21 protein-coding genes and 1 other RNA gene are annotated in these 20,753 nt (G+C 46.7%); 14 read left to right on the top strand and 8 right to left on the bottom strand.

The window, feature by feature from the left end; genetic code table 11:
* Nucleotides 1-209: 209 nt before the first annotated feature.
* On the bottom strand, nt 210-398 hold the full coding sequence (locus DFQ00_RS01555; protein WP_174812284.1) for a hypothetical protein: 189 nt from the start codon (nt 396-398) through the stop codon (nt 210-212).
* A 173-nt stretch (nt 399-571) separates the two neighbouring features.
* Nucleotides 572-1,393, bottom strand: a complete 822-nt coding sequence (locus DFQ00_RS01550) for a YitT family protein (protein ID WP_110893458.1) — start codon at nt 1,391-1,393, stop codon at nt 572-574.
* A gap of 304 nt (nt 1,394-1,697) precedes the next feature.
* Between DFQ00_RS01550 and cshA the strand changes: the two genes are divergently transcribed.
* The 4 genes from cshA (at nt 1,698) to DFQ00_RS01530 (ending at nt 5,152) form a co-directional block, all read left to right on the top strand.
* Nucleotides 1,698-3,278 carry a degradosome RNA helicase CshA gene (gene cshA, locus DFQ00_RS01545; RefSeq protein ID WP_110893456.1) on the top strand — a complete coding sequence of 527 codons (1,581 nt, stop codon included), beginning with the start codon at nt 1,698-1,700 and terminating at the stop codon, nt 3,276-3,278.
* A gap of 202 nt (nt 3,279-3,480) precedes the next feature.
* Nucleotides 3,481-4,302: a YesL family protein gene (locus DFQ00_RS01540; RefSeq protein WP_110893454.1), complete on the top strand. Its 822-nt coding sequence runs from the start codon at nt 3,481-3,483 to the stop codon at nt 4,300-4,302.
* A gap of 51 nt (nt 4,303-4,353) precedes the next feature.
* Nucleotides 4,354-4,544: non-coding RNA, 6S RNA (ssrS, locus tag DFQ00_RS01535), on the top strand.
* 215 nt (nt 4,545-4,759) lie between these two features.
* The gene (locus DFQ00_RS01530; protein ID WP_110893452.1) at nt 4,760-5,152 is read left to right on the top strand and encodes a DUF1499 domain-containing protein; all 393 of its coding nucleotides are present in this window, start codon (nt 4,760-4,762) and stop codon (nt 5,150-5,152) included.
* A 74-nt stretch (nt 5,153-5,226) separates the two neighbouring features.
* On the opposite strand, the gene tpx is transcribed toward DFQ00_RS01530, so the two are convergent.
* The gene (gene tpx, locus DFQ00_RS01525) at nt 5,227-5,745 is read right to left on the bottom strand and encodes a thiol peroxidase (RefSeq protein WP_110893450.1); all 519 of its coding nucleotides are present in this window, start codon (nt 5,743-5,745) and stop codon (nt 5,227-5,229) included.
* 150 nt (nt 5,746-5,895) lie between these two features.
* On the opposite strand from tpx, the gene DFQ00_RS01520 reads away from it, so the two are divergent.
* Nucleotides 5,896-6,528, top strand: a complete 633-nt coding sequence (locus tag DFQ00_RS01520) for a rhomboid family intramembrane serine protease (RefSeq protein WP_110894055.1) — start codon at nt 5,896-5,898, stop codon at nt 6,526-6,528.
* A 72-nt stretch (nt 6,529-6,600) separates the two neighbouring features.
* Nucleotides 6,601-7,512 (top strand): glutamate biosynthesis transcriptional regulator GltC, encoded by a 912-nt coding sequence (gene gltC / locus DFQ00_RS01515; RefSeq protein WP_110893448.1) that lies wholly within the window; start codon nt 6,601-6,603, stop codon nt 7,510-7,512.
* A 48-nt stretch (nt 7,513-7,560) separates the two neighbouring features.
* On the opposite strand, the gene DFQ00_RS01510 is transcribed toward gltC, so the two are convergent.
* The gene (locus DFQ00_RS01510; RefSeq protein WP_110893446.1) at nt 7,561-8,241 is read right to left on the bottom strand and encodes a zinc metallopeptidase; all 681 of its coding nucleotides are present in this window, start codon (nt 8,239-8,241) and stop codon (nt 7,561-7,563) included.
* Between the two features lie 29 nt (nt 8,242-8,270).
* Nucleotides 8,271-8,699, bottom strand: a complete 429-nt coding sequence (locus DFQ00_RS01505) for a MerR family transcriptional regulator (RefSeq protein ID WP_110894053.1) — start codon at nt 8,697-8,699, stop codon at nt 8,271-8,273.
* Between the two features lie 351 nt (nt 8,700-9,050).
* Here DFQ00_RS01505 and DFQ00_RS01500 point away from each other — a divergent pair, with 351 nt between their 5' ends.
* Genes DFQ00_RS01500 through DFQ00_RS01490 form a run of 3 tightly spaced genes read left to right on the top strand, consistent with a single transcriptional unit; the run spans nt 9,051 to nt 12,312 of the window.
* Nucleotides 9,051-10,451 (top strand): ammonium transporter, encoded by a 1,401-nt coding sequence (locus DFQ00_RS01500; RefSeq protein ID WP_110893444.1) that lies wholly within the window; start codon nt 9,051-9,053, stop codon nt 10,449-10,451.
* A 41-nt stretch (nt 10,452-10,492) separates the two neighbouring features.
* The gene (locus DFQ00_RS01495) at nt 10,493-11,578 is read left to right on the top strand and encodes a DUF294 nucleotidyltransferase-like domain-containing protein (RefSeq protein WP_110894051.1); all 1,086 of its coding nucleotides are present in this window, start codon (nt 10,493-10,495) and stop codon (nt 11,576-11,578) included.
* Entirely contained in the window at nt 11,575-12,312 is a 738-nt protein-coding gene (locus tag DFQ00_RS01490; protein WP_110893442.1) for an exonuclease domain-containing protein, read from the top strand. The genes DFQ00_RS01495 and DFQ00_RS01490 overlap by 4 nt, the downstream gene beginning before the upstream one ends.
* Here DFQ00_RS01490 and DFQ00_RS01485 read toward each other — a convergent pair.
* The gene (locus DFQ00_RS01485) at nt 12,298-12,816 is read right to left on the bottom strand and encodes a M67 family metallopeptidase (RefSeq protein WP_110893440.1); all 519 of its coding nucleotides are present in this window, start codon (nt 12,814-12,816) and stop codon (nt 12,298-12,300) included. The genes DFQ00_RS01490 and DFQ00_RS01485 overlap by 15 nt on opposite strands.
* A 167-nt stretch (nt 12,817-12,983) precedes the next feature.
* Between DFQ00_RS01485 and DFQ00_RS01480 the strand changes: the two genes are divergently transcribed.
* Nucleotides 12,984-13,535, top strand: coding sequence for a TlpA disulfide reductase family protein (locus DFQ00_RS01480; RefSeq protein WP_110893438.1), 552 nt, complete (start codon nt 12,984-12,986; stop codon nt 13,533-13,535).
* 127 nt (nt 13,536-13,662) lie between these two features.
* Here DFQ00_RS01480 and cimA read toward each other — a convergent pair whose 3' ends face one another.
* The gene (gene cimA, locus DFQ00_RS01475) at nt 13,663-15,282 is read right to left on the bottom strand and encodes a citramalate synthase (RefSeq protein ID WP_110893436.1); all 1,620 of its coding nucleotides are present in this window, start codon (nt 15,280-15,282) and stop codon (nt 13,663-13,665) included.
* A gap of 550 nt (nt 15,283-15,832) precedes the next feature.
* On the opposite strand from cimA, the gene DFQ00_RS01470 reads away from it, so the two are divergent.
* From DFQ00_RS01470 to DFQ00_RS01460, 3 genes are all read left to right on the top strand, one after another.
* A complete protein-coding gene (locus DFQ00_RS01470; RefSeq protein ID WP_279630381.1) occupies nt 15,833-17,137 on the top strand; it encodes a DNA polymerase IV in 1,305 nt (434 codons plus the stop codon).
* Between the two features lie 118 nt (nt 17,138-17,255).
* Complete coding sequence (locus tag DFQ00_RS01465; protein WP_110893432.1) at nt 17,256-17,498, top strand: ferredoxin; 243 nt, start codon at nt 17,256-17,258, stop codon at nt 17,496-17,498.
* A gap of 229 nt (nt 17,499-17,727) precedes the next feature.
* On the top strand, nt 17,728-19,176 hold the full coding sequence (locus DFQ00_RS01460; RefSeq protein ID WP_110893430.1) for a L,D-transpeptidase family protein: 1,449 nt from the start codon (nt 17,728-17,730) through the stop codon (nt 19,174-19,176).
* A gap of 63 nt (nt 19,177-19,239) precedes the next feature.
* Here the strand turns inward: DFQ00_RS01460 and DFQ00_RS28950 are convergent, their stop codons facing one another.
* Entirely contained in the window at nt 19,240-19,380 is a 141-nt protein-coding gene (locus DFQ00_RS28950) for a hypothetical protein (protein ID WP_167433566.1), read from the bottom strand.
* A gap of 250 nt (nt 19,381-19,630) precedes the next feature.
* On the opposite strand from DFQ00_RS28950, the gene DFQ00_RS01455 reads away from it, so the two are divergent.
* Nucleotides 19,631-20,728 (top strand): quinone-dependent dihydroorotate dehydrogenase, encoded by a 1,098-nt coding sequence (locus tag DFQ00_RS01455; RefSeq protein ID WP_110893428.1) that lies wholly within the window; start codon nt 19,631-19,633, stop codon nt 20,726-20,728.
* Nucleotides 20,729-20,753 lie beyond the last annotated feature (25 nt).

The raw sequence follows: 20,753 nt of genomic DNA, 5'->3' as shown, positions 1-20,753 counted from the left end.
CATGACGATGTCATGTCAGACAGCTATTTATTCTAGAGGATTTTGGTTGGTTTGAACAGTGCAGGCGTCCAGGAAGAGACAGAGCGAAGTTACTTTAATACCTCAGTATGAACAATAAAATGGTTTGCAAACGAAAAAACACAGTAAAAAACCGCTTCCTGACGAAGGTTATGCTCGTCAGGAAGCGGCGTGATCAATCTGTAAAGATTTTATTGAATATACACATCGTTCTGATGCTCACAAATACTGTATTGAATGATTTCCATTGCGTCTCCCTGTTCCAGGATGCCCAGCCCATCCCGGAGCACAATCAGCGAGTCGAGTTCATTCGGTTTCAAGAAAGGGAGCATTTCCGGGCACCATTTGTTGACAATTTCGAACAGTTTTACCGTTTCCATATCCACAATAATCACCCTTTCCTACTCGAATTCCAAAATGGTAAGTCATTCGGTGCGAATCGGGAAAGCTTATGGCTTGGTGAAAAGTAAAGTTCAGAACCTGCTTACAACATATTTAAGAACGGTGCACCATTATTATACCACAAACTTGCGAATTGTTAACGGGCATGTGTCTAGCTGCGGCGGAAGGAGCCCATAACCCCTACCGTTTCCACAATATTCACAAATGCATTAGGATCGGTTTCCTTGATGATGCGTTTGATCTCGACCAGTTCGTAACGTGTTGTCACAGTCATTAACATATCCTTTTCAATGTCCGTATATGCCCCTTGCGTTTTGATTTTTGTAACCCCGCGAGGACGAACCAGCAGCTTTTTGAGCATAGCCTCGGTTTCATTGGTAATAATGTACAATGTGACCTTGACGTGACTGATATGAATGAGATCCAGCACCTTGCCTGTAACATAGATGGAAACCATGGAGGCAAGAGCGATGTTCCAGTTATCATTCAGATAGCCTGCAAGCAGAATAATAGCCCCGTTCATGCCGGCCATTACGGTACCGATCGGGAAATCGCGATTCCGGGTGAAAATAGAACCCACGATATCAAGTCCACCGGTGGAACCACCAACTCTGAAGGAGAACCCGGTGCCGATTCCAATAAGCACACCGCCAAAGACACAGCTTAACAGGGGATCGGTGGCGACAGCAGAAACAGGCAGCAGGGCGATGAACCAGGAAGTGGCTGCTACCGAGATAATGCTTAATATAATGAAGCGGCGTCCAAGAATAAACCAACCTGCAACAAGCAGGGGAATGTTTAGAACAAAATACATTATACTAAGGTTCAGCTTTGTGAAATAACCCAGAAGCATGGAAATACCGGATACCCCGCCGCTCAGCAGCTGGTGGGGAACCAAAAACCAGTTAAAGCCGCAGGCAATCGCTGCAGCACCCAAAATGATCACCAAAGAGTGCCAAATTATTTTGGGCAATTTAATCACCTCATTTTTATTTAAAACCAGATTGCTGGTAATCTTGAATAGTTTTATGATATAATGATTTGTGGATATTCTTGAGTAGGAAACTTTTCCCAAATCGAAAGCTAAAATTTGAAATGTTTCAAACGCACGATTGTAGTTTTAGTCTTATGTTGGGGACCCATTCATGGAATTATGTTCGTACGTGAAAATAATTCATCCCGTTGGGATACCCTATAAATATTAACGCTACTTAAGAATACAGACAACAAAGTGGATTGTCCACCATGTCCACCATATAAAAGGAGTATGAATAATTTTGACAAATTTAAATTTCTCAGATTTCAATCTTGAACCACTGGTGCTGCAAGCCATCACTGAGCTCGGGTTTGAAGAAGCAACACCGATTCAATCCAAATCGATTCCAATTGCACTTGAAGGCAAAGATTTGATTGGTCAAGCTCAAACAGGTACAGGTAAAACTGCAGCATTTGGTATTCCATTGATTAGTAAAATCTCCAAAACGGATGAAAAAATCCGCGCCCTCATTATGGCACCTACACGTGAACTTGCGATCCAAGTTGCTGAAGAGATCGAAAAACTTACTCGCTTCAAAGGTCTGCGCTCCCTGCCAATCTACGGCGGACAAGATATCGTACGCCAGATTCGTGCACTGAAAAGAAAACCACAGATTATCATCGGTACACCAGGACGTCTCCTTGACCACATCAACCGTAAAACAATCAAACTTGATGATGTACAAACTGTCGTATTGGACGAAGCGGATGAAATGCTCGACATGGGCTTTATGGAGGATATTCAATCCATCCTGAAACAAGTTCCAGACGATCGTCAAACGATGTTGTTCTCTGCAACAATGCCTCCTAACATTCAAAAACTGGCTCAACAATTCTTGAATAACCCAGAACACGTTTCTGTTATTCCTAAACAAGTCAGCGCTCCGTTGATTGATCAGGCGTATATCGAAGTTCCTGAGCGCCAGAAATTCGAAGCACTCAGCCGTTTGCTGGATATGGAATCTCCTGAACTGGCAATTGTATTCGGACGTACAAAGCGTCGCGTAGACGAATTGGCTGAAGCTTTGCAAAAACGTGGATATTCTGCGGATGGCCTGCATGGTGACTTGTCACAAAACCAACGTGATACGGTAATGCGTAAGTTCCGTGACGGCAGCATTGATGTACTCGTTGCAACAGACGTAGCGGCTCGTGGTCTCGATGTATCGGGCGTAACCCACGTAGTGAACTTTGACCTTCCGCAAGATCCTGAAAGTTATGTTCACCGTATTGGTCGTACAGGCCGTGCGGGTAAAGAAGGTGCAGCATGGTCTTTCGTTACACCGCGTGAGATTGATCACCTGCACTTCATTGAGCGCGTAACTCGTCACCGTATTCCGCGTAAACCACTGCCAACGATGGCTGAAGCGGTTGAAGGAAAACAACGTGTAACGGCTGAACGTCTCCTGGAGATTGTTCAATCCGGCGAACTGAACGAGTACAAAGGCATTGCGATTCAAATGCTTGAGCAGTATGATTCTGTGCAATTGCTGTCTGCAGCATTGAAACTTCTCACGGGCGACAAAAAGGATGCTCAGGTTGATCTGACTCCAGAAGATCCAATCCGTGCAAAACGTCGCAGACCAGATGTTCGTTCTGGCGGACGTAAGCCATCTGGTTATAACGGTAACCGCAGTAGCGGCAGTGGTGGTGGCTACAACCGTGACCGCAACAGCAGCAGCGGTGGACGTGGTGGCTACAACCGTGACCGTAACAGTGGTGGAACCGGAAGCAGAGAAGGCGGCTACAACCGTGATCGCAAACCGCGCCCAAGCAACAACAATGAGGGACGTCGTCCAGCTAGAGACAACTCCTTCGAATAAGCATACGATTTAATGAGGATGGGGCAGGGATGCTGCCCCATCCTTTTGTATTTGTAAATGTTCATATAATTTCCAATTATTACTGTGATGCATGTTTTTGAAAGTGATCTTCTTTCGGGAAGTGCTGGCTTTTCCTATATATAATAAGGTATATTAATATTAGACTTGAGGTTATAGGCAAGGTACGGAGGGGGAGAATGGTTTGGAGTTTAAAGGAGCTATGGGCGGGATATACCGGCTGACAGAATGGATTACGAGACTGGCTGCAACCAATCTATTGTGGGCCATCTGTTCGTCACCATTTCTGTTTTTCTTGATTATGAAACTGCTCGTGATGCAGCAGAATCTCGCCAACGAATCATTACAAATGAACTGGGCTATAGCCATTGTGGCACCGCTTACACTTTTTCCGGCTACAGCAGCATTGTTCACGGTTGTTCGTAAATGGAATATGGGAGATACGGATGTTCCGATCTTCCGTACGTTCTTTACAGGTTACAAGGAAAACTACAAGCAAAGCTTAATCGGGGGTATTTTCTATACACTGCTGTTTGTGATTATGTACCTGGACTATACGGTGTATATGACGCAGTTCCGCAATATGCAGCTGGTTGGTATCATTATGCTGGTGCTGCTCCTGTTGCTGTTTGTATCCTTGTTTAACTTCTTCTCAATGGTTGTTCACTATCACATGTCAATCGGACTAATTATCAAAAATGCCGTGCTTCTGACGTTGATTCGGCCTTTCCGTGTGTTCTCCACATTGTTGGGAAGCGGATTGCTGTTTTATATCGGATTGCGTTATCCGGTGTTGTTTATCTTTTTCATCATGAGCATTATAGCCTGGTTTGCGTTCTTTAACTTCTATGCGACCTACAACAAAATGCAGGAGCAGATGCAGAAGCTTCAACTGCAGAAGGAGGAAGAAGAGGCTGCCGCACTGGCTGAGAAGTCTGATGATGCTAATGAAGAGGGCAAGGCAGCTGAACCGGCTGACCAGAAGGATTTTACACAGTCTAAATAAAACGTGGTGCTGCGGCATTTACTTTTTACACAGTTAGGGATATAATAATTGTACATCCTGCGATGTACGTTTCGGTTATTCGTTGTTTTGAACCAATGATGATGTCTTTGGGAGATTAATACAGAATGTTGCTGAAAAGCCCTGTCTATAAGACAAGGGGACTTCAAATGCATTTTTGCAGTCACCCACCTGCCAAGCAGGTTCATAAGACAATGTAGCCGGACGGCATAGGCGGGTTTTCAATGTTACAATGTACAGCACCCTGACTTTTCCTTCAACGAAGGAAGCCAGGGTGTTTTTACGTTTGTTTACGGGCTGCTGTAGATGAATGATTAAGCATCGCGGGGAGTTGGCGTTCTATTTTTGTTAAATATGATGCTTACCCTTTTGTTACTCCAAGAACAATGTTACACTAGAATACATAAATGGAACGGTTACACTCAAAGGAGGAAGGGTCTTGACCTTAAAGAGAACGCTCGTCGGTATCATCCGCAGCATGGAGGGAACCAGCGATCGAGCCAAGGATCCCAAATTAAAAACACGGTATTACAATCTATCTAAAGAGAAGGCCTGGGAAGAGATCTCGTCGACACTCAAAAAAATTCCGGGTTATAAAGTGTTGCATGAGGTGCACTCGGTAGGGGAAATTATACTGGAGAAGCGCACGACGTTTGGGCGCACGATGGATATTACGGTTTCCATTATTTCAGTAAGTCCTGTGCGGAGTGCAGTAGATATGTATTCAGCATCCCGCGGCTCAATGGGAGATCTGGGTTCAAACTACCGTACAATTATGAACCTGTTCTCTGTATTGGATAAAAAGCTGAGCAAATACAAAGTGAATGAGTAACATAAAGGATGGCATACAAAAAGCGAGAGAAGGCGGACCTTCCTCGCTTTTATTCTGCACATATGAAACCAGTTTTACAGCAAAGCTTTTACAGCAGCGATGGCTTGCTCGAAGTTAGGGGAGTCTGTCATTTCAGGCAGGTACTCCACATATGTAATTTTGTCTTCGGCATCCACTACAAATATAGAACGCATGTCGAGCTGGAATTCTTTGATCAGAACGCCGTAGTTCTCGCCAAAAGAGCGCGTTTTATAGTCAGAAAGTGTCACTACGCGGTCAACGCCCGCTGCACCGCACCAACGTTCCTGTGCGAATGGGAGGTCAACGCTGACAGTTAGAACAACAACGTTCTCTCCGAGATCTGCGGCTTCAACATTGAAGCGGCGAGTCTGTGCATCACATACGCCAGTGTCCAGAGAAGGAACAACGCTGATTAATTTGATTTTGCCTGCGAAATCTTTCAGAGATGCGTCTTCAAGCAGGTTTTTGCTCACAGTGAAGTCTGGAGCTTGATCGCCTACCTTCAATTCAGGTCCGATCAAGGTAATAGGGTTGCCTTTAAAAGTGGCTGCGCCTGTACGTTCTTGTGTCATAAATAATGTTCCTCCTTATAAATTGGTGATCCGTGCCAAAATCCATTATAATCTTTTATGAAAGGCATTGTCCAATCCGTGGATGCGCCTTGTGGTGTATCCGAGAAGCTGTGTCTGATCTTAACAGGGTGGAGTGAAAGTAAAAAGTCTATGATATTTATCCGCTATGAAAATTGGAAAAGTTATTTGAAGTTCTTTCCTTTGACATCGTTGTTATTAATTGCGAATGTAATTATGTTTTTTGTCTTGACGTTTAATGGTGGTTCAACGAGCAGTCTGGTGTTGTTGAAGTTCGGTGCGCTGACAAACCATGAGTTATTGGCTGGAGAGTGGTGGCGTTATGTGACCTCCATCTTCCTGCATGCCGGCTTCAGTCATCTATTGTTTAACAGCTTTGCGTTAGTTGTGTTTGCTCCGCCGATGGAGCGTCTTCTGGGATCGTTACGATACGGAGTGTTGTACCTGGCAGGTGGTGTGGTCGGCAATATTCTTGCAATTGCGTACTATAATTCGATCAACGTAATTACGATTTCGGTAGGAGCATCCGGTGCGATTTATGCTGTGTATGGGGCGTTTCTCTACGTGGCGTTGTTCCAGCGGGGCCTGATGGATGAGACATCACGCAAAACGTTGTACACGTTGCTGTTATTCGGGATTATTTTCTCCTTTGCAGTAGCAAATGTCAATTGGATGGCGCATTTAGGTGGTCTGGTGGCCGGATTCTTTATCTATGGCTTGATGATTCGTTTGTGGAAACCGCGTATATTCAGGAAGAGGAAGTAGTCAGAACGTTCTCAAGATGGAATGCGTTAATAGGGATAGAGTAGGGTATAACAGATTGGAGCGATCAGGCAAGTGGAATTAAGACAGTTGCATTATTTTTTAAAGGTGGCGCAGAAGGAGCACGTCACACAAGCGGCTGAAGAGCTTCATGTGGCGCAATCTGCGGTCAGCAGGCAGATTCATCAGCTCGAAGAAGAGCTTGGGGTGGATCTATTTATGCAAAAAGGAAGGAACCTGCAGTTAACTGCTGTGGGCCAGCTTTTTTGCAAACGGGTTGAAGGCATATTGAAAGACCTCGACAAGGCAGTTGGAGAGGTGCATGAGTTTCTTGACCCGGAGCATGGGGAAATTCGCATCGGTTTTCCCCACAGTCTGGGAATTCATCTGATTCCTTCGGTGGTGGCTGCTTTTCGTCAGCGTTATCCGAATGTGAAATTCAGGTTCAAGCAGGGAATGTATCCAACATTGATTCGGGATGTGTTATCTGCGGAGGTTGATTTGGCTTTCATTTCACCATTTCCCGAAAAACATGATCAAGTAGCGGGTGATATTGTACTGACCGAGGAGCTGCATGCCATTTTGCCGCCAAATCATCCGCTCGCAGGGGAAGAGAGAATTGCATTGGAGCAGTTGAAGGATGACAAGTTTGTACTTTTTAGCAAAGGGTACTCACTTCGTCCGATTGTGTGGCATGCCTGTCTGGAGGCAGGGTTTACACCTAAAATTGCGTTTGAGGGCGAAGAGACGGATACGATTCGTGGATTAGTTGCCGCGGGTATGGGGGTTAGTTTGCTGCCGGAAATGGCATTATTTCAGACCAATCCGTTGCAGCCTGCACATGTGGCGATTTCTCATCCGAAGGTAACCAGAACAATCGGCTTAATTCATCGTGCAGATGATAAGCTCCCGTTGGTTGCACAGTCCTTCCGCTCGTTCTTGCTTCATTATTTTGGTTTACAGCAAAACAATACCCCATCCGAATAAACGGTGGGGTATTGTTTTGTTTTTACCAAGCTATTATGGATGTTTTAATTAATCACGGCTGTTAAAGATACCGATGTAACGTATCAACTCAAGCAACGAGATTAAAGCGGCAGCCACATAAGTTAAAGCTGCGGCATTCAACACTTTAGCTACGCCTTTTTCCTCTTCGTTACGGATATAACCTTCGGATACCATAATCTCACGAGCGCGATTGCTGGCATTGAACTCAACCGGCAGGGTGATCAATTGAAAAGCAACCGTCACCGAGAAGAAAATAATGCCGACGCCGACCAGGTTCATTGCGTTAAAGATGAAACCTGCGATTAACAAGAGTGGTGCAATTCCGGATGCAAAGTTTACTATCGGGAAGATCCGATGACGTAGTGCCAGCATTGGATAACTTTCTTTATGTTGGATCGCATGGCCAACCTCGTGACAAGCAACGGATAGGGCCGAGATGGAGCGTTCATAGTATACAGGCTCGGACAAACGAACGACCCGATTAATGGGATCGTAGTGGTCAGAGAGTGAACCGCGAACGGGTTCAATCGGTACATCGTGAAGGCCGTTAGCATCTAACATGTGGCGGGCTGCGTCGTAACCAGTCATGCCACTCAGGTTAGGTACCTCGGACCAGCGTCTAAATGTACCTTTAACTCGGAATTGCGCCCATAAAGAGAGTAAAAAGGCGATAATGATCAGTACGAACATTCCGTTATTGAAACTCATATTCATTCCTCCGCTTTCATCATAATAAGCTACATCATGGTGTTTTCAAGCAGGATTTTTAAAGCCTCCATCGTGCCTGCGCTTTTTGTGAGGAGTCCTGCCATCATTTTGCGAGCTTGTACTGGCTTCATCTCTCCAAGGAGTGGCTTGAGCTCATTAACCTCTCGCTCAAGCTGCTGCACATGAAGTTCAAGTGATGTCAGTTTGCTTGCAACCTGTTCCTCTGTGCTGACCAGACTCCATTTCTCAAGAGATTGTTTGATCTCTTCGAGACTATACTTCTCCTGTTTCATCTGTACAATACGTTCTAGCCTGGTTAAGGTTTCATGACTGTAGAGACGATAATTTTTTTGTGTTCGTTCTTCAGGAGCGATGAGCCCAAGTTTTGTGTAATAGTCAATTGTTCGTTCACTTACACTAGCGGTTTTGGCGAGCTCGCCAATCCGGAAAAGTTTCATATCCCCAATGATATTCACCTCGCTTGCAAGTTCAAATGTAGGGAAATGTAGTTTCCTCAAGCGCTTCATTAGAGTGCGCCCGGTTATTATTACTAATAAGTATGATACATGATCACCAACCATACAGTCAAACGTTATGCTTTGGCATAGCTTGCCTCCATTTCTATATCTATGTGCTTAAGCAATATGAATATGTACTTAAGTGCAAGAAAAAGACGTAAGACTTTATTCCCATAAAATATTTTGAAAAATGATGAAAATACTCTTGTCAACTTTCCTGTCTTCTGCTTATAATGACATTAAGAGTTTCACGATGTGTTAAGAAATATAACATAAGAGGGAGTGGGGTATATGAGAAAGAAATGGATGGTTTCAATGTTAGTAATGCTTACTTTGCTGGCTTTTCCGGTAAGTGCATTCGCAGCTGCAGCGGAGGGTCCGAGTACTATTGAACTTCAAAGTGGTTTGAATTCAGTGTTTACGTTCCTGGCTGTAGTGCTCGTGTTCTTTATGCAAGGGGGCTTTGCACTTTTGGAGGCAGGCTCTACTCGAATGAAAAATGCAGGACACATTGCGGGTAAGACAATCCTGACACTCGGGATTTCGGTTATTGCATTCTGGGGAATTGGTTTTGGCCTAGGATTCGGTAACGGTAATGGATTCTTCGGGACGACTGGTTTCTTCTTGAGCGGAGACAAGATGGCTGCTTCCTTTGAGTCACTGGCTGCTTCCGACGTTCCGCTAACGATTAAATTTATATTCCACCTTGCCTTTGCTGCTGTATCCTTGGCGATTGCCTGCGGTGGTATGGCAGAACGTGCAAAAATGAGCGTATATATCGTGTTTGGTACACTGTACACCATTATTATGTATCCGGTTGTTGCTCACTGGGTATGGGGTGGCGGCTGGCTTGCCGAGCTGGGCATGCAAGACTTCGCAGGTTCTACCGTTGTTCACTTGACTGGTGCAACTGCAGCGCTCGTAGCAACGATCTTGCTTAAACCTCGTATTGGTAAATACAACAAAGATGGCAAACCTAACATCATTCCAGGTCATAACCAAGTGTACTCCGTACTCGGGGTAATCATCCTCTGGATCGGTTGGTTCGGTTTCAACCCAGGTAGTACGTTGTCTGCTATGGGTGATGGTTTCTTCGGATATGTGGCATTGACTACCAATGTAGCTGCTGCTGCGGGTGGTGTAGCTGCACTGTTGATTTCCTGGGCAGTTCTTGGGAAATCAGATATCCCTAGCATGCTGAATGGTGTGCTTGCTGCACTCGTTGCCATTACTGGTGCTTGTGCCTTCGTAGAACCTTGGGCAGCTCTGGTAATTGGTGCACTGGCAGGTATTATTACATTCTTCACAGCACAATATTTCGATCGTAAAGGGATTGATGATCCAATCTATGCCTTCTCCGTACACGGTATCGCTGGTATGTGGGGTGCGATTTCTACAGGTTTGTTCGCAACACCTGAACTGGCTGAGAAAGTAGGCGTAGGTCAAGCGGGTCTGTTCTATGGCGGTGGATTCCACCAATTGGGCGTGCAATTGTTAGGTCTTGTAGGTGCATTTGCCTTCGTACTTGTGATGTCCTTCATTATTCTGGGCGGTATGAAAGCTATTATGGGTATCCGTGTTACTGAAGAAGAAGAAACAATGGGTCTTGATCTTAGTGAACACGGTACGTATGGCTATCCTGAGCAAATGAAACATGCAGACTCCAAATCGGGCGGTACGTTCAGCTCCTGAGGTGAATCATGATGGAAATTGCTTCAAGGAGGCTGGATATGATGGAACCTATCTCAATAACTAACCCTTTCTGGTCTTATCAAGGGATCGAGGGTGCAGCTTCTGCACATGATCTGCGCCAGGCACGCGTCATTTTACAGAGAGAGCTTCAGCAATCACTGTCCGCTTCCTTGTCGCTGGTAGAATGGTACGAGACGGTAAATGAACTGCATGACCGCATTGCACGGAAAGCAGTAGAGTTATGCATGCAGGGGATGGTAGAGGAGGGCTTCGGCCTGCCTCCCGTCCCCTATGCCTTTATCGTATTTGGAAGCTCCGGCAGGGAAGAGGCGACATTATGGAGTGATCAGGATAATGGCATGATTATCAGTGATGCTCCGCATGAAGGGAAAGAAGCGTATTTTAACGAATTCGGTGCCCGGATTGCAGATTTGTTAGAGCAGCTTGGTTATGCAAAATGTGAAGGCAAAGTCATGTGTTCAGAGCCGTTATGGTGCAAAACACTCACAGCCTGGAAGGAACAGCTCGTTCAATGGAGCTCAGACCTGAGCTGGGAGCCAATCCGTAATCTGATCATCGCTTCGGATATGCGCTTTGTTGCAGGAGAAATTAGTCTTGCAGATGAATGGCTTGCAAGCTTTTATGAGCAATTCCGCCGGGTGCCAGAGCTTTCGGATGCGGTGTTGCGTAATACAGTGAAACATAAGGCTACGTTAAACATACTCGGCCAAGTGGTTACTGAACGATTTGGTGAACATGCAGGCGGTTTTGATGTCAAATATGGTGTATATATCCCGCTTGTAAACAGTGCAAGGTTTTTAGCTCTTCACCATGGTATTCAGGAATCGTCAACGGTAAAGCGGATGGAAAGGCTCACTTCGCTTGAGGCGGTGCCTTTTCCATTAATGGATGCGTGCCAGCGTGCGTTTACAGCTGCTTTGAAGCTGCGCCGGAATACACCAGTAGTTATCCGGCAGGAGCTTCAGCAGAGCAGTGGTTTTCTGGACGAGAAACAGATGAAGCAAAAACAGATTCATTATGATCTGAGAGAGACACTGGGATTAGTCAAGCGAGTGCATCGTGCCTTGCAAAGGCAGCTGCGTTTTGCAGAAAGGAGACGTCCATGAGAGAGCCGGCAAGGGGCAGTACAGGATTTTGGAATTCGCTGCGTCAGGGAGGGGTTCCTTCCGCCATCGCTTCCATTATGGGGGCCCCTACGGCGCAACATATGGCGTTTATCCGCTCGATGATGAGGGAGCAACGCAGACCGGAAGTGCTGCATACCCCTTTGAACGAGCTGGATGCGGTTGTGTTTGATCTCGAAACGACCGGGTTTTCTCCCCAGCATGGAGATGAGATTTTGTCCTTTGGTGCCGTGCGCATTCGAGGAGGCGTCGTGCTGGAAGAAGAGCAATTCTACACGGTGGTTCAGTCCAAAGCGTTGGTACCAAAGCATATTACCGAGCTAACGGGAATAACACAGCAGATGACGGAGGAGGCTCCGACACTGCTGGAGGGACTACATGATTTCATGTCTTTTGTTGGGGGCAATGTACTGGTTGCACATGCCAGTGCGCATGACCGTGCGTTCCTCAATGCAGCATTATGGCGAACCTCCAAGGTCAGGTTGACACACCGTTTAATTGATACGATGATGCTTGCTCGCTGGCTGGAGCCGACCAGATCCGGATATGGTCTGGATGAGCTGCTGGAATCAAGGGGGATTCCCATCTACGGTCGGCATCATGCGCTTGAAGATGCCAAGATGACAGCACAATTATGGTCCTGTTACCTGGAGGATATGAAGCATAAGCATGTTGAGACATTGGGCGACCTGTATACACGCCTAAGTCACGCGTAGCTCCATAGGGATCAGATGAACGGACGGAAACTTGGAAGCTGCATTGCTTGGTTGCTGGTGATTGGACGTTGCGATCTGATAGGCGTTCATTAGCATACGGGATGGCGATTCGTTTGGATTGGAACATGAAGATTGGGTATCCGGATTGGGTGAGCCGATGAGATACACCTGAACCATGCCGCCAAAGTCAGGGAGGGCTTGCAGGTCCTCGTGCGAAGGCGTAGGGGTGGTGTGTGGGTGGGTGTGGAAGATGCCCACGATGGTGGAACCGGAGAAGATACAACGTATCCATTCTGTTTGATCCAGTGTAAAGTGATGCAGCGGGTCAGGCGCTACGTTACGAATGGGCTGAAACCGACTGATTCGTATGCCGCCCGCTGCGGATTCACCCAGCACAACCCCGCAGGCTTCCTGCGGCAGCGAAAGATGCATGTGCCTGGACATTTCCTGTTCCACCGAGCAGGGGATGGTTAAGGTATTTTGCTGCCCGTGAAGTGCTGCCATTTGTATTCACCCCTCTCTCTTTTGGCTCCTGCTTAGGCAGGGGTCCTTTTTCATTTTATTTTGCTTGAAGCAGATTGTAAAATTTTTAACGAAAAGGGTACAATATAACAGAGGAGCGATGGAAGATACCTCAGAAACATGTTTAATGAACAAGAGGGTGGCGAGTGATGAAACGAAATAAATACATAATGCTTGGGGTCGTCCTGCTTGTTACACTGACTATGGCCCGTAATACCGAGGGGGGCATCGCCACTGTTTTTAAACAGGATGAGCCTATGCCCACAGAGACTGGCGCAAAGGCTGGCATGCTAGCTCCTCCGTTTACACTGACAGGACTTGATGGCAAGACGTACAGCGTGGGCGGTGCCAAAGAGAAGGCGACGTTTGTCAGCTTTTGGGCATCGTGGTGTGACCCGTGCAAGCAGGAAGCGCCTGAACTGAACAAACTAGCTGAAAAGTATAAGGATAAGATGGATCTCTACGGTGTGAACGTGACTTCATACGATAAATTGAAGGATGCCAAGGCCTTTGTTGACCAATACAAGCTGACCTTCCCGATTCCACTGGATGAGAAAGGTACTGTGTATGCCAAGTATAACGGGATGGCATTTCCGACAAATGTATTAATTGATTCCAGAGGAGTCATTCAAGAAATTGTGCTGGGCATCATGCCAGAAAAAGAATTGGAGAAAAAGATTAAAAAGTTAATTGCAAATTAACATTCCGGCTGTAATTGCGAATACAAGATTGCTTGTATCCGTTGTGCTCAAAAAAGCTTCTGCCCATTAGAAATGGATGCAGAAGCTTTTAATATTTTCCGGGAAATAAGAAAAAAGGGTTGAACGATTAATGGTTAACTAAACCGTGAGACGGAAGTGAACGTGCATCGGGCTCGTCCAGTATGCGTTCCTGAAGCAGGGCATATCGGAAGCTGTGAACGAGTGCTTCCCAGCTGGCTTCAATGACGTTCTCGGATACACCGACCGTGTTCCAGGTGTTTTCTGTATTTTTGGATTCAATCAATACACGAACCTTGGCTGCGGTAGCATCCTTCTCATCGAGTACACGTACTTTGTAGTCAGACAAGTGCATATGAGCGAGTGAAGGGAAGTATTGCACTAATGCTTTACGCAGTGCGTTATCCAGCGCATTGACCGGACCGTTACCTTCAGCTGCGGTGTATACACTTGCTCCCGCCACGTTCAGTTTCACAAACGCTTCGGAAACAACGGATTTGCCTGCTGTTTTTTCCACAAGCATTTTGAAGGATTCAAATGTGAACAGTTCTTTCATGTCTCCATTGGCTTCGCGGATTAACAATTCCAATGAAGCATCTGCACCCTCGAACTGATAACCTTGATGCTCCAGATCCTTGATTTTCTCAATAATCTGGCGTGAGTTAGCACTGTTCGTGTCGAATTCCAGTCCCATCTCCTGTGCTTTGGATACAATATTGCTCTGTCCGGCCAGCTCGGAGACCAATACCCGCTGTTTATTGCCAACGAGTTCAGGTACGATGTGTTCATATGTCCGTGAGTCACGCAATATTGCAGATACGTGGATGCCCCCTTTATGTGCAAAGGCTGCATTGCCCACGTACGGCTGGTTGATTGGCATATTCACATTGGCGATCTCGCTGATGTAGCGGGCGACATTGGTGAGCTGCTTCATGGAATCCTCGGCAACACACTCGTAGCCGAGCTTCAGCTGCAGGTTCGGAATAATGGAAGCAAGATTGGCATTACCACAACGCTCGCCATAACCGTTCATGGTGCCTTGCACCTGACGTGCCCCGGCTTGCACAGCGCTAAGTGTGTTAGCAACAGCCAGTTCGCAGTCATTATGGGTATGAATGCCGAGATGTGCCTGCGGCAGCATGCGGTGCAGACTGGATACGATCTCATGCACTTCATGTGGCATCGTGCCACCGTTGGTATCACACATCACTAGCCAGTCTGCTCCGGCTTCATGGGCTTTGGTCAGGACGGCTTGGGCGTATTCGGGATTATGCTTGAAGCCGTCGAAGAAATGCTCTGCATCAAAGATAACTTCCATACCGCTTTGTTTCAGGTAGGCGATGGAATCATAGATCATGGACAGGTTTTCCTCGAGTGTTGTCTGCAAAGCCGTGTGCACATGGAAGTCCCATGACTTTCCGACCAGTGTGGCTGCCTGTGCTCCAGACTCGATCATACGTTTGAGATTGGCATCCTCGCTGGCAATGCTGCCTTTGCGGCGTGTGCTTCCGAATGCAACAACCTTGGCGTTCAGCTTCAGCTCCTTGACTCTTTTAAAAAACTCAATGTCCTTGGTGTTGCTGCCGGGAATTCCGCCTTCAATATAATGAGCACCTAGGTCATCCAGCTTTTTGGCTATTTTGAGTTTGTCGTCTGCTGACAAGCTGACGCCCTCTCCTTGTGTGCCGTCACGTAAAGTCGTATCGAAGATGGAAATGGCCTTTGACATGAAGATCCTCCTTTAAGGTAAAGCGCTTTTTTTATAAGTTTGATGGAAGGGTTGAAAAGCATGTGAAGATGTTAATGGATAAATCCTTCGGTTCAGCAACGCTACACTGTGTTAAATTCGTTGAATGGATTTGTCCCAAACACGTGAATTTGTATAATTAATTATTATAGCATCATTATAGCCAAATGCTACATAGAATTCGCCGCTTGACACAAACAATTGTAGATTGAAGGGTGGAACAGGCGCCAGAAACATATGGAAGGACCATTATGTTATAATTGGCTTACTACATTTATGGAAGATAATACGAGTGAAGGATATGTGGAAGGGAAGTGATTGTTGTGACGATCATATGGGAAAATGTGCTTCTTGCAGTGCTATTACTGCTTGTCGTAGTTATGGTATGTACAGCCATTTTTCGCGGTATAATCCGACTGGGTCGAAAATAAATGAACTCATCAGCGAAGACTGAATATAAATCATACTTTTGATATAATGTATAAACAGATTGACTTAGATGAAGAACGTGAGGATAGAAAGGGTGGGGGGCGTGAAGTCTTCAGACAGCAATCCTCCAGTGGATGTAAGCGAATATTATCCGGTAGCGGGCAGAGTCATTTTGCATGTGGACATGAATGCCTTTTATTGTTCTGTACATGAGGCCGAGGAGCCTGAGCTATATAAAGGAAGAGCAACGGCAGTTGCCGGCAGCAGTGAGCTGCGCAAGGGTGTAATTGTAACTTGCTCGTATACAGCCCGAGGCCGGGGGATCTCAACAGGAATGGTTGTACATCAGGCCTTGAAGAAATGCCCGGATCTTATCGTCATACGTCCAGATTTTCACTTATATCGCAAGTACTCCAGAGCTTTTATGCAGATTGCATACAGCTACACCCCTCAACTTGAAGCGACTTCAATTGACGAGTGTTATCTGGACATCACGGGATCAAAGCAATTTGGTACACCTGTGGAGATTGCTGAACAGATGCAGCAAAGAATCAGAGATGAACTTGGCCTGCCTTGTTCCATTGGTATTGCACCTAATAAATTGCTGGCCAAAATGGCGTCGGATCTGAAAAAGCCCAATGGCATATCCATTCTGCGGATGAGGGACGTTCCCCGTATATTATGGCACAGGCCTTGCAACGAGATGTTTGGCATTGGCAGGAAGACGGCCGAGAAGCTTAAAAAGCTCGGCATTGATACCATCGGTCAGCTGGCTAAATCAGATGAGAAAATGCTGACGGACCTGTTCGGTATTAATGGAGCATGGCTAAAAAATTCGGCAAATGGCATTCATCACTCTCCTGTCGTTGCTGAACGGGAAGCGAACAAATCTATTGGTCATACGACTACACTGCCAGCCGATGTTGAGGAAATACATGATATACATCGAGTGTTTCTGAATATCAGTGATCAGGTGGCCCGAAGATTGCGCAAGCACGAAATGTTAAGTCAGGGCATTCAGATTACGATTCGAACACCAGATATGAAAACGATCACCAGATCCCATATGATGGACACACCGACTGAGGATGCGGCAGTGATCTATCGCGAGGCCTGCCAGCTCTTTGCGAAACATTGGGGAAGTGGCAAGCCGGTGCGTATGCTTGGTATAACGCTGCAGAGTTTGATTCCACGGGAGGAGTCAGCAGTGCAGATGGACTTGTTCGAATACGAACAAAAGCCGAAAAAGGAAAGCCTGATTCGGATCATGGATGAATTGCGTGATAAGTTTGGTGAGAATGCAGTTGTGACGGCGGGTATGCTGGGCGATGATCCTTCCACATTACTCCGCAACCATAAGGTGCGAGGAACGTCACTGCAAAAAGATAACTTGCAAAGTCTGGACTGAATAGGAGATAATAAAGACTTGCGGGTGCAATTTTATTTGTAATTATTCTTGCTTTGTATTAATATGTTTCTAGATAAAAACACAGTACGTGGTGAATCCTAGGAGGAGAGATTGTAAAATGAGCAAATATACTTGGGTAGAAAAAGATACATGCATTGCATGCGGCGCATGCGGCGCAACAGCGCCAGACATTTATGATTATGACGATGAGGGCTTGGCAGAAGTCATCTTTGACGGTGATGCAAACAAGGGCATCAAGGCTATTCCTGAAGATCTGTTTGACGATATGCAGGATGCATGCGATGGCTGCCCGACTGACTCCATTAAAGTAGCGGACGAGCCTTTCAATAAAGAGGGTTAATTTTTTTATATAAGAGATGAAAGCACACGTTTTGTCCTGGCGACAAGAGGTGTGCTTTTTTTTTTGTGTGTGTCAGGGAGGCGAAGTGTTTCTTCAATGTTTGGATGAGTGGGAGCTGCTGGTTTGCATCAAATTTAGTTAGTACCAGGTGCTGTAGTCCTATGCAATATGAAGTGCTGTCTGCCGATATATTAATCTATAAGCTCAAGGCGGAATAGTGGAGGACTAGATGCAGAACACTGATCTAAGATCATATGTGAAGAAACATCCAGATAATAAAATGGCCTGGTATTTGCTTGGTAAAGAATATCTGGCGGAAGGACAGGAAGCGAAGGCTAATTATTGCTTTCAACAAGCGGGCGAAATATATGAGGCGTTTGAACGCAGTAAAGCTCCTGCCCACATATGGATGGATTATCAGGACAAGCTTGTAGAGATGTCTGCGCATAAGGCAAAAAAGAAACGCAGACGTAAAATGTGGCTGACGCTGCTTATGTTTCTTCTGCTAGCAGGGCTTCCACCGACAGATGCTCCTGGGGCCGCTCGGGGGGCCACGGATGCCTTGTCCTCTGCTCTGGATTCTGAGGATGAGCTGCAGGATGTGAAGCCGGAAGTAAAGGAGAAGAATGGGGCAGAGGCCTCTTCAGAGAAGCAGAGCAATGTATTCACCGCAGCGGCATTCGGTGGGGAGAATGATGGAGGAGGGGCGCTTGCAGCGGCTTGGGCAGGCTCTGGGGAGGGTGTTCAAACGACGGCAGTGCTTGGAATGCAAACTTCCGATGCCTGGGCAATCTGGAAACGGGGCATGCCGGTTAAATACATTATGCAGACGAATTCAAAAGGAAAGCTCACTGCACAGAGCTATGATGCCAAGCAGTGTAGCTGTGAACCTCCTGAAGTGTCTGCCAAGATTAAACGGATGGCGCTGGCCTGGACAGCCAAACAGGAGAGCGCGGCGGCATTGTCCAGTGCCATCGTCTCGTATCAGAAGCAACATAAAACTTGGCCGAAGAGTGTTACAGCACTCGCTCAGCCCTTCCCGGACAACATTCTGGGGGAAACCTCGGCCGAAATGAGCGAGATGTTTCCGCAGCTGCTGGCAATGCATCAGAGCAAGGCTCAAGCTATAGCGAAGGGGGATGCTGGCAAAGGGGAATCGCAGGCATCAAAGTCGCCCACCCCCAAAAAGGCATCGTTTGCCGATACCGTAGGTGGGAAGCCCTTTTTTACGAAGCCGCTTGAAATTGTCATAGACAAGAACAGCCACAGGCTGGCGCTCGTTAGTGGCAGTACAATCCTTCGTATGTATGAGGTGGGTCTTGGTGGTGAGCGCACGCCTGAGGGTTCTTATGTCATTACAGACAAGGTGGTAAATCCAAATGGTCGCTCCAATGGAGAATTTGGCAGCAGGGGAATGCAGCTTTCCGACACCAATTATGCCATCCACGGGACTAATGAGCCGAGCAGCATCGGGCTGGATGAGTCCCTTGGATGTGTACGAATGGGTAGGGATGATGTGGAGGAGCTGTTCGCTCTTGCTCCCCAAGGAACTCCAGTGCGAATTGGTAAAAATCTACTGCCTGCGTTGACGTCTGTACCGGAATCGAAGGAGCGCTACTCACACAAGCTTGTCCCGAAACAGAGCAATACAGCCAAAACGTATCACTGGCTGAATTGATTCGATCCCATAAAAGGTCTGATTGAAATGCGGTCAGAGCAAGACTTGCCGGTATCCTCGCCTCTACATGTAGTTGGCAATAACAATCAAAGCGCCAATAATAATAATCAGGCCGACTACGCTGGCTGCTGTCCAAGCAATGGCCTTGCGGTTAACCTCTTCTTTTTTTTGTTGCAGAGCGGGTGGTTTACGTTTCTGAGCCATTATTTATTCCTCCTTATAAGGTATAGAACTGGTCATGTAACCATGCTCTCATTGTAAAGAATTCAACTCGTCTTTTCCAGTAGGCGGGTTGATTTCTTGTGCATTTGCAGCTCGATTTGAAATTTATTTGTCTATGCGCAAATGACTTTCTTTTTGTAGAAGAAACCGATAGACTGGTGTGTAGAGTTTTTTACATAAATGAGACGGAGAGCGGCCATATGGCGTACCGGACCAGAACGGAGTGATTGATTTGTTATACAAAAGTCTTGCTAAACCTTTATTGTTCAAAATGGACCCAGAGCAGGCCCATCATCTGATTATTGGCGGCCTTAGCGGTGTGGGCAAGGTGAGGCCGGTTCCGTCCGGGCTGCGTGTTATGTATGGGGTGCGTGAGACCCCCGATCTGGCTGTGGACATGTTCGGATGTCATTTCCCTACACCTGTAGGGCTTGCGGCAGGCTTGGACAAAAATGGACAGGCTGTAACGGGCTTTTCCTCCATCGGATTCGGGTTTATGGAAGTGGGCACGGTGACTCCGCTGGCGCAGACAGGTAACGAGCAGCCGCGTCTGTTCCGCTTGCCGCCAGATGAGGCGCTGGTCAACCGTATGGGCTTTAACAATCTGGGTGCAGAAGCGATGGCAGGCGAGCTTGCCCGTCTTCAGGAACGACGCATCCCCGTCGCGGTGAATATCGGTAAAAATAAAACAACACCCAATGAGGAAGCTCACCTGGATTATGAGAAATGCATTCAAGCGTTGTATAATTATGCTGACCTGTTTGTCGTGAATATCAGTTCACCAAATACACCAGATTTGCGTAATCTGCAGCATGGGAATGAATTGAAGGAGCTGCTTGCGGCGGTTATGAGCGAGATGAACCGTCAACAGGAGAAGCATGGCGGAGCGAGCAAATCTGTGCTTGTCAAAATTGCGCCTGATGTGAATGATCAGGAGCTTGAATATATGGTCAGTACCATTGCGGCAAGTGGAGTGTCGGGCATCATTGCGACCAACACAACAATCAGTCGTGAAGGTCTGTCCCATCAGCATGCGAAGGAAACTGGCGGACTCAGCGGTAAGCCGCTGCGCGAACGCTCTACGGAGATTATTCGTCAGGTCTACAGACAGACTGAGGGTAAGCTTCCCATTATCGGCTCGGGCGGTATTTTTACAAGTGAGGATGCTTATGAGAAAATTAAGGCCGGGGCAAGTCTGGTGGAAATCTATACAGCCCTGATCTATGAAGGACCAGAGGTTAACCGGCGTATCCATGCGGGATTGCGCGAACTGCTGCGCAAGGATGGTTATCATCATATTTCAGAGGCCGTTGGTGCAGAGCACCGCTAAGAAGCAGGATGAATCCCCAGAGTAT

The sequence above is a fragment of the Paenibacillus barcinonensis genome, assembly GCF_003217495.1.
Lineage (GTDB): Bacteria > Bacillota > Bacilli > Paenibacillales > Paenibacillaceae > Paenibacillus > Paenibacillus barcinonensis.
The sequence above is the reverse complement of the archived record's forward strand: the minus strand, read 5'-3'. Positions and strand labels throughout refer to the sequence as shown.

What these genes read in the sequence shown, in the direction of transcription:
- DFQ00_RS01555 (WP_174812284.1), bottom strand. Translation starts at nt 398, where the DNA reads ATGGAAACGGTAAAACTGTTCGAAATTGTCAACAAATGGTGCCCGGAA.
- tpx (WP_110893450.1), bottom strand. Translation starts at nt 5,745, where the DNA reads ATGACACAAGAACGTACAGGCGCAGCCACTTTTAAAGGCAACCCTATT.
- DFQ00_RS01520 (WP_110894055.1), top strand. Translation starts at nt 5,896, where the DNA reads ATGATATTTATCCGCTATGAAAATTGGAAAAGTTATTTGAAGTTCTTT.
- DFQ00_RS01510 (WP_110893446.1), bottom strand. Translation starts at nt 8,241, where the DNA reads ATGAGTTTCAATAACGGAATGTTCGTACTGATCATTATCGCCTTTTTA.
- DFQ00_RS01505 (WP_110894053.1), bottom strand. Translation starts at nt 8,699, where the DNA reads ATGAAACTTTTCCGGATTGGCGAGCTCGCCAAAACCGCTAGTGTAAGT.
- DFQ00_RS01500 (WP_110893444.1), top strand. Translation starts at nt 9,051, where the DNA reads ATGAGAAAGAAATGGATGGTTTCAATGTTAGTAATGCTTACTTTGCTG.
- DFQ00_RS01495 (WP_110894051.1), top strand. Translation starts at nt 10,493, where the DNA reads ATGGAACCTATCTCAATAACTAACCCTTTCTGGTCTTATCAAGGGATC.
- DFQ00_RS01490 (WP_110893442.1), top strand. Translation starts at nt 11,575, where the DNA reads ATGAGAGAGCCGGCAAGGGGCAGTACAGGATTTTGGAATTCGCTGCGT.
- DFQ00_RS01485 (WP_110893440.1), bottom strand. Translation starts at nt 12,816, where the DNA reads ATGGCAGCACTTCACGGGCAGCAAAATACCTTAACCATCCCCTGCTCG.
- DFQ00_RS01480 (WP_110893438.1), top strand. Translation starts at nt 12,984, where the DNA reads ATGAAACGAAATAAATACATAATGCTTGGGGTCGTCCTGCTTGTTACA.
- cimA (WP_110893436.1), bottom strand. Translation starts at nt 15,282, where the DNA reads ATGTCAAAGGCCATTTCCATCTTCGATACGACTTTACGTGACGGCACA.
- DFQ00_RS01465 (WP_110893432.1), top strand. Translation starts at nt 17,256, where the DNA reads ATGAGCAAATATACTTGGGTAGAAAAAGATACATGCATTGCATGCGGC.
- DFQ00_RS01460 (WP_110893430.1), top strand. Translation starts at nt 17,728, where the DNA reads ATGCAGAACACTGATCTAAGATCATATGTGAAGAAACATCCAGATAAT.
- DFQ00_RS28950 (WP_167433566.1), bottom strand. Translation starts at nt 19,380, where the DNA reads ATGGCTCAGAAACGTAAACCACCCGCTCTGCAACAAAAAAAAGAAGAG.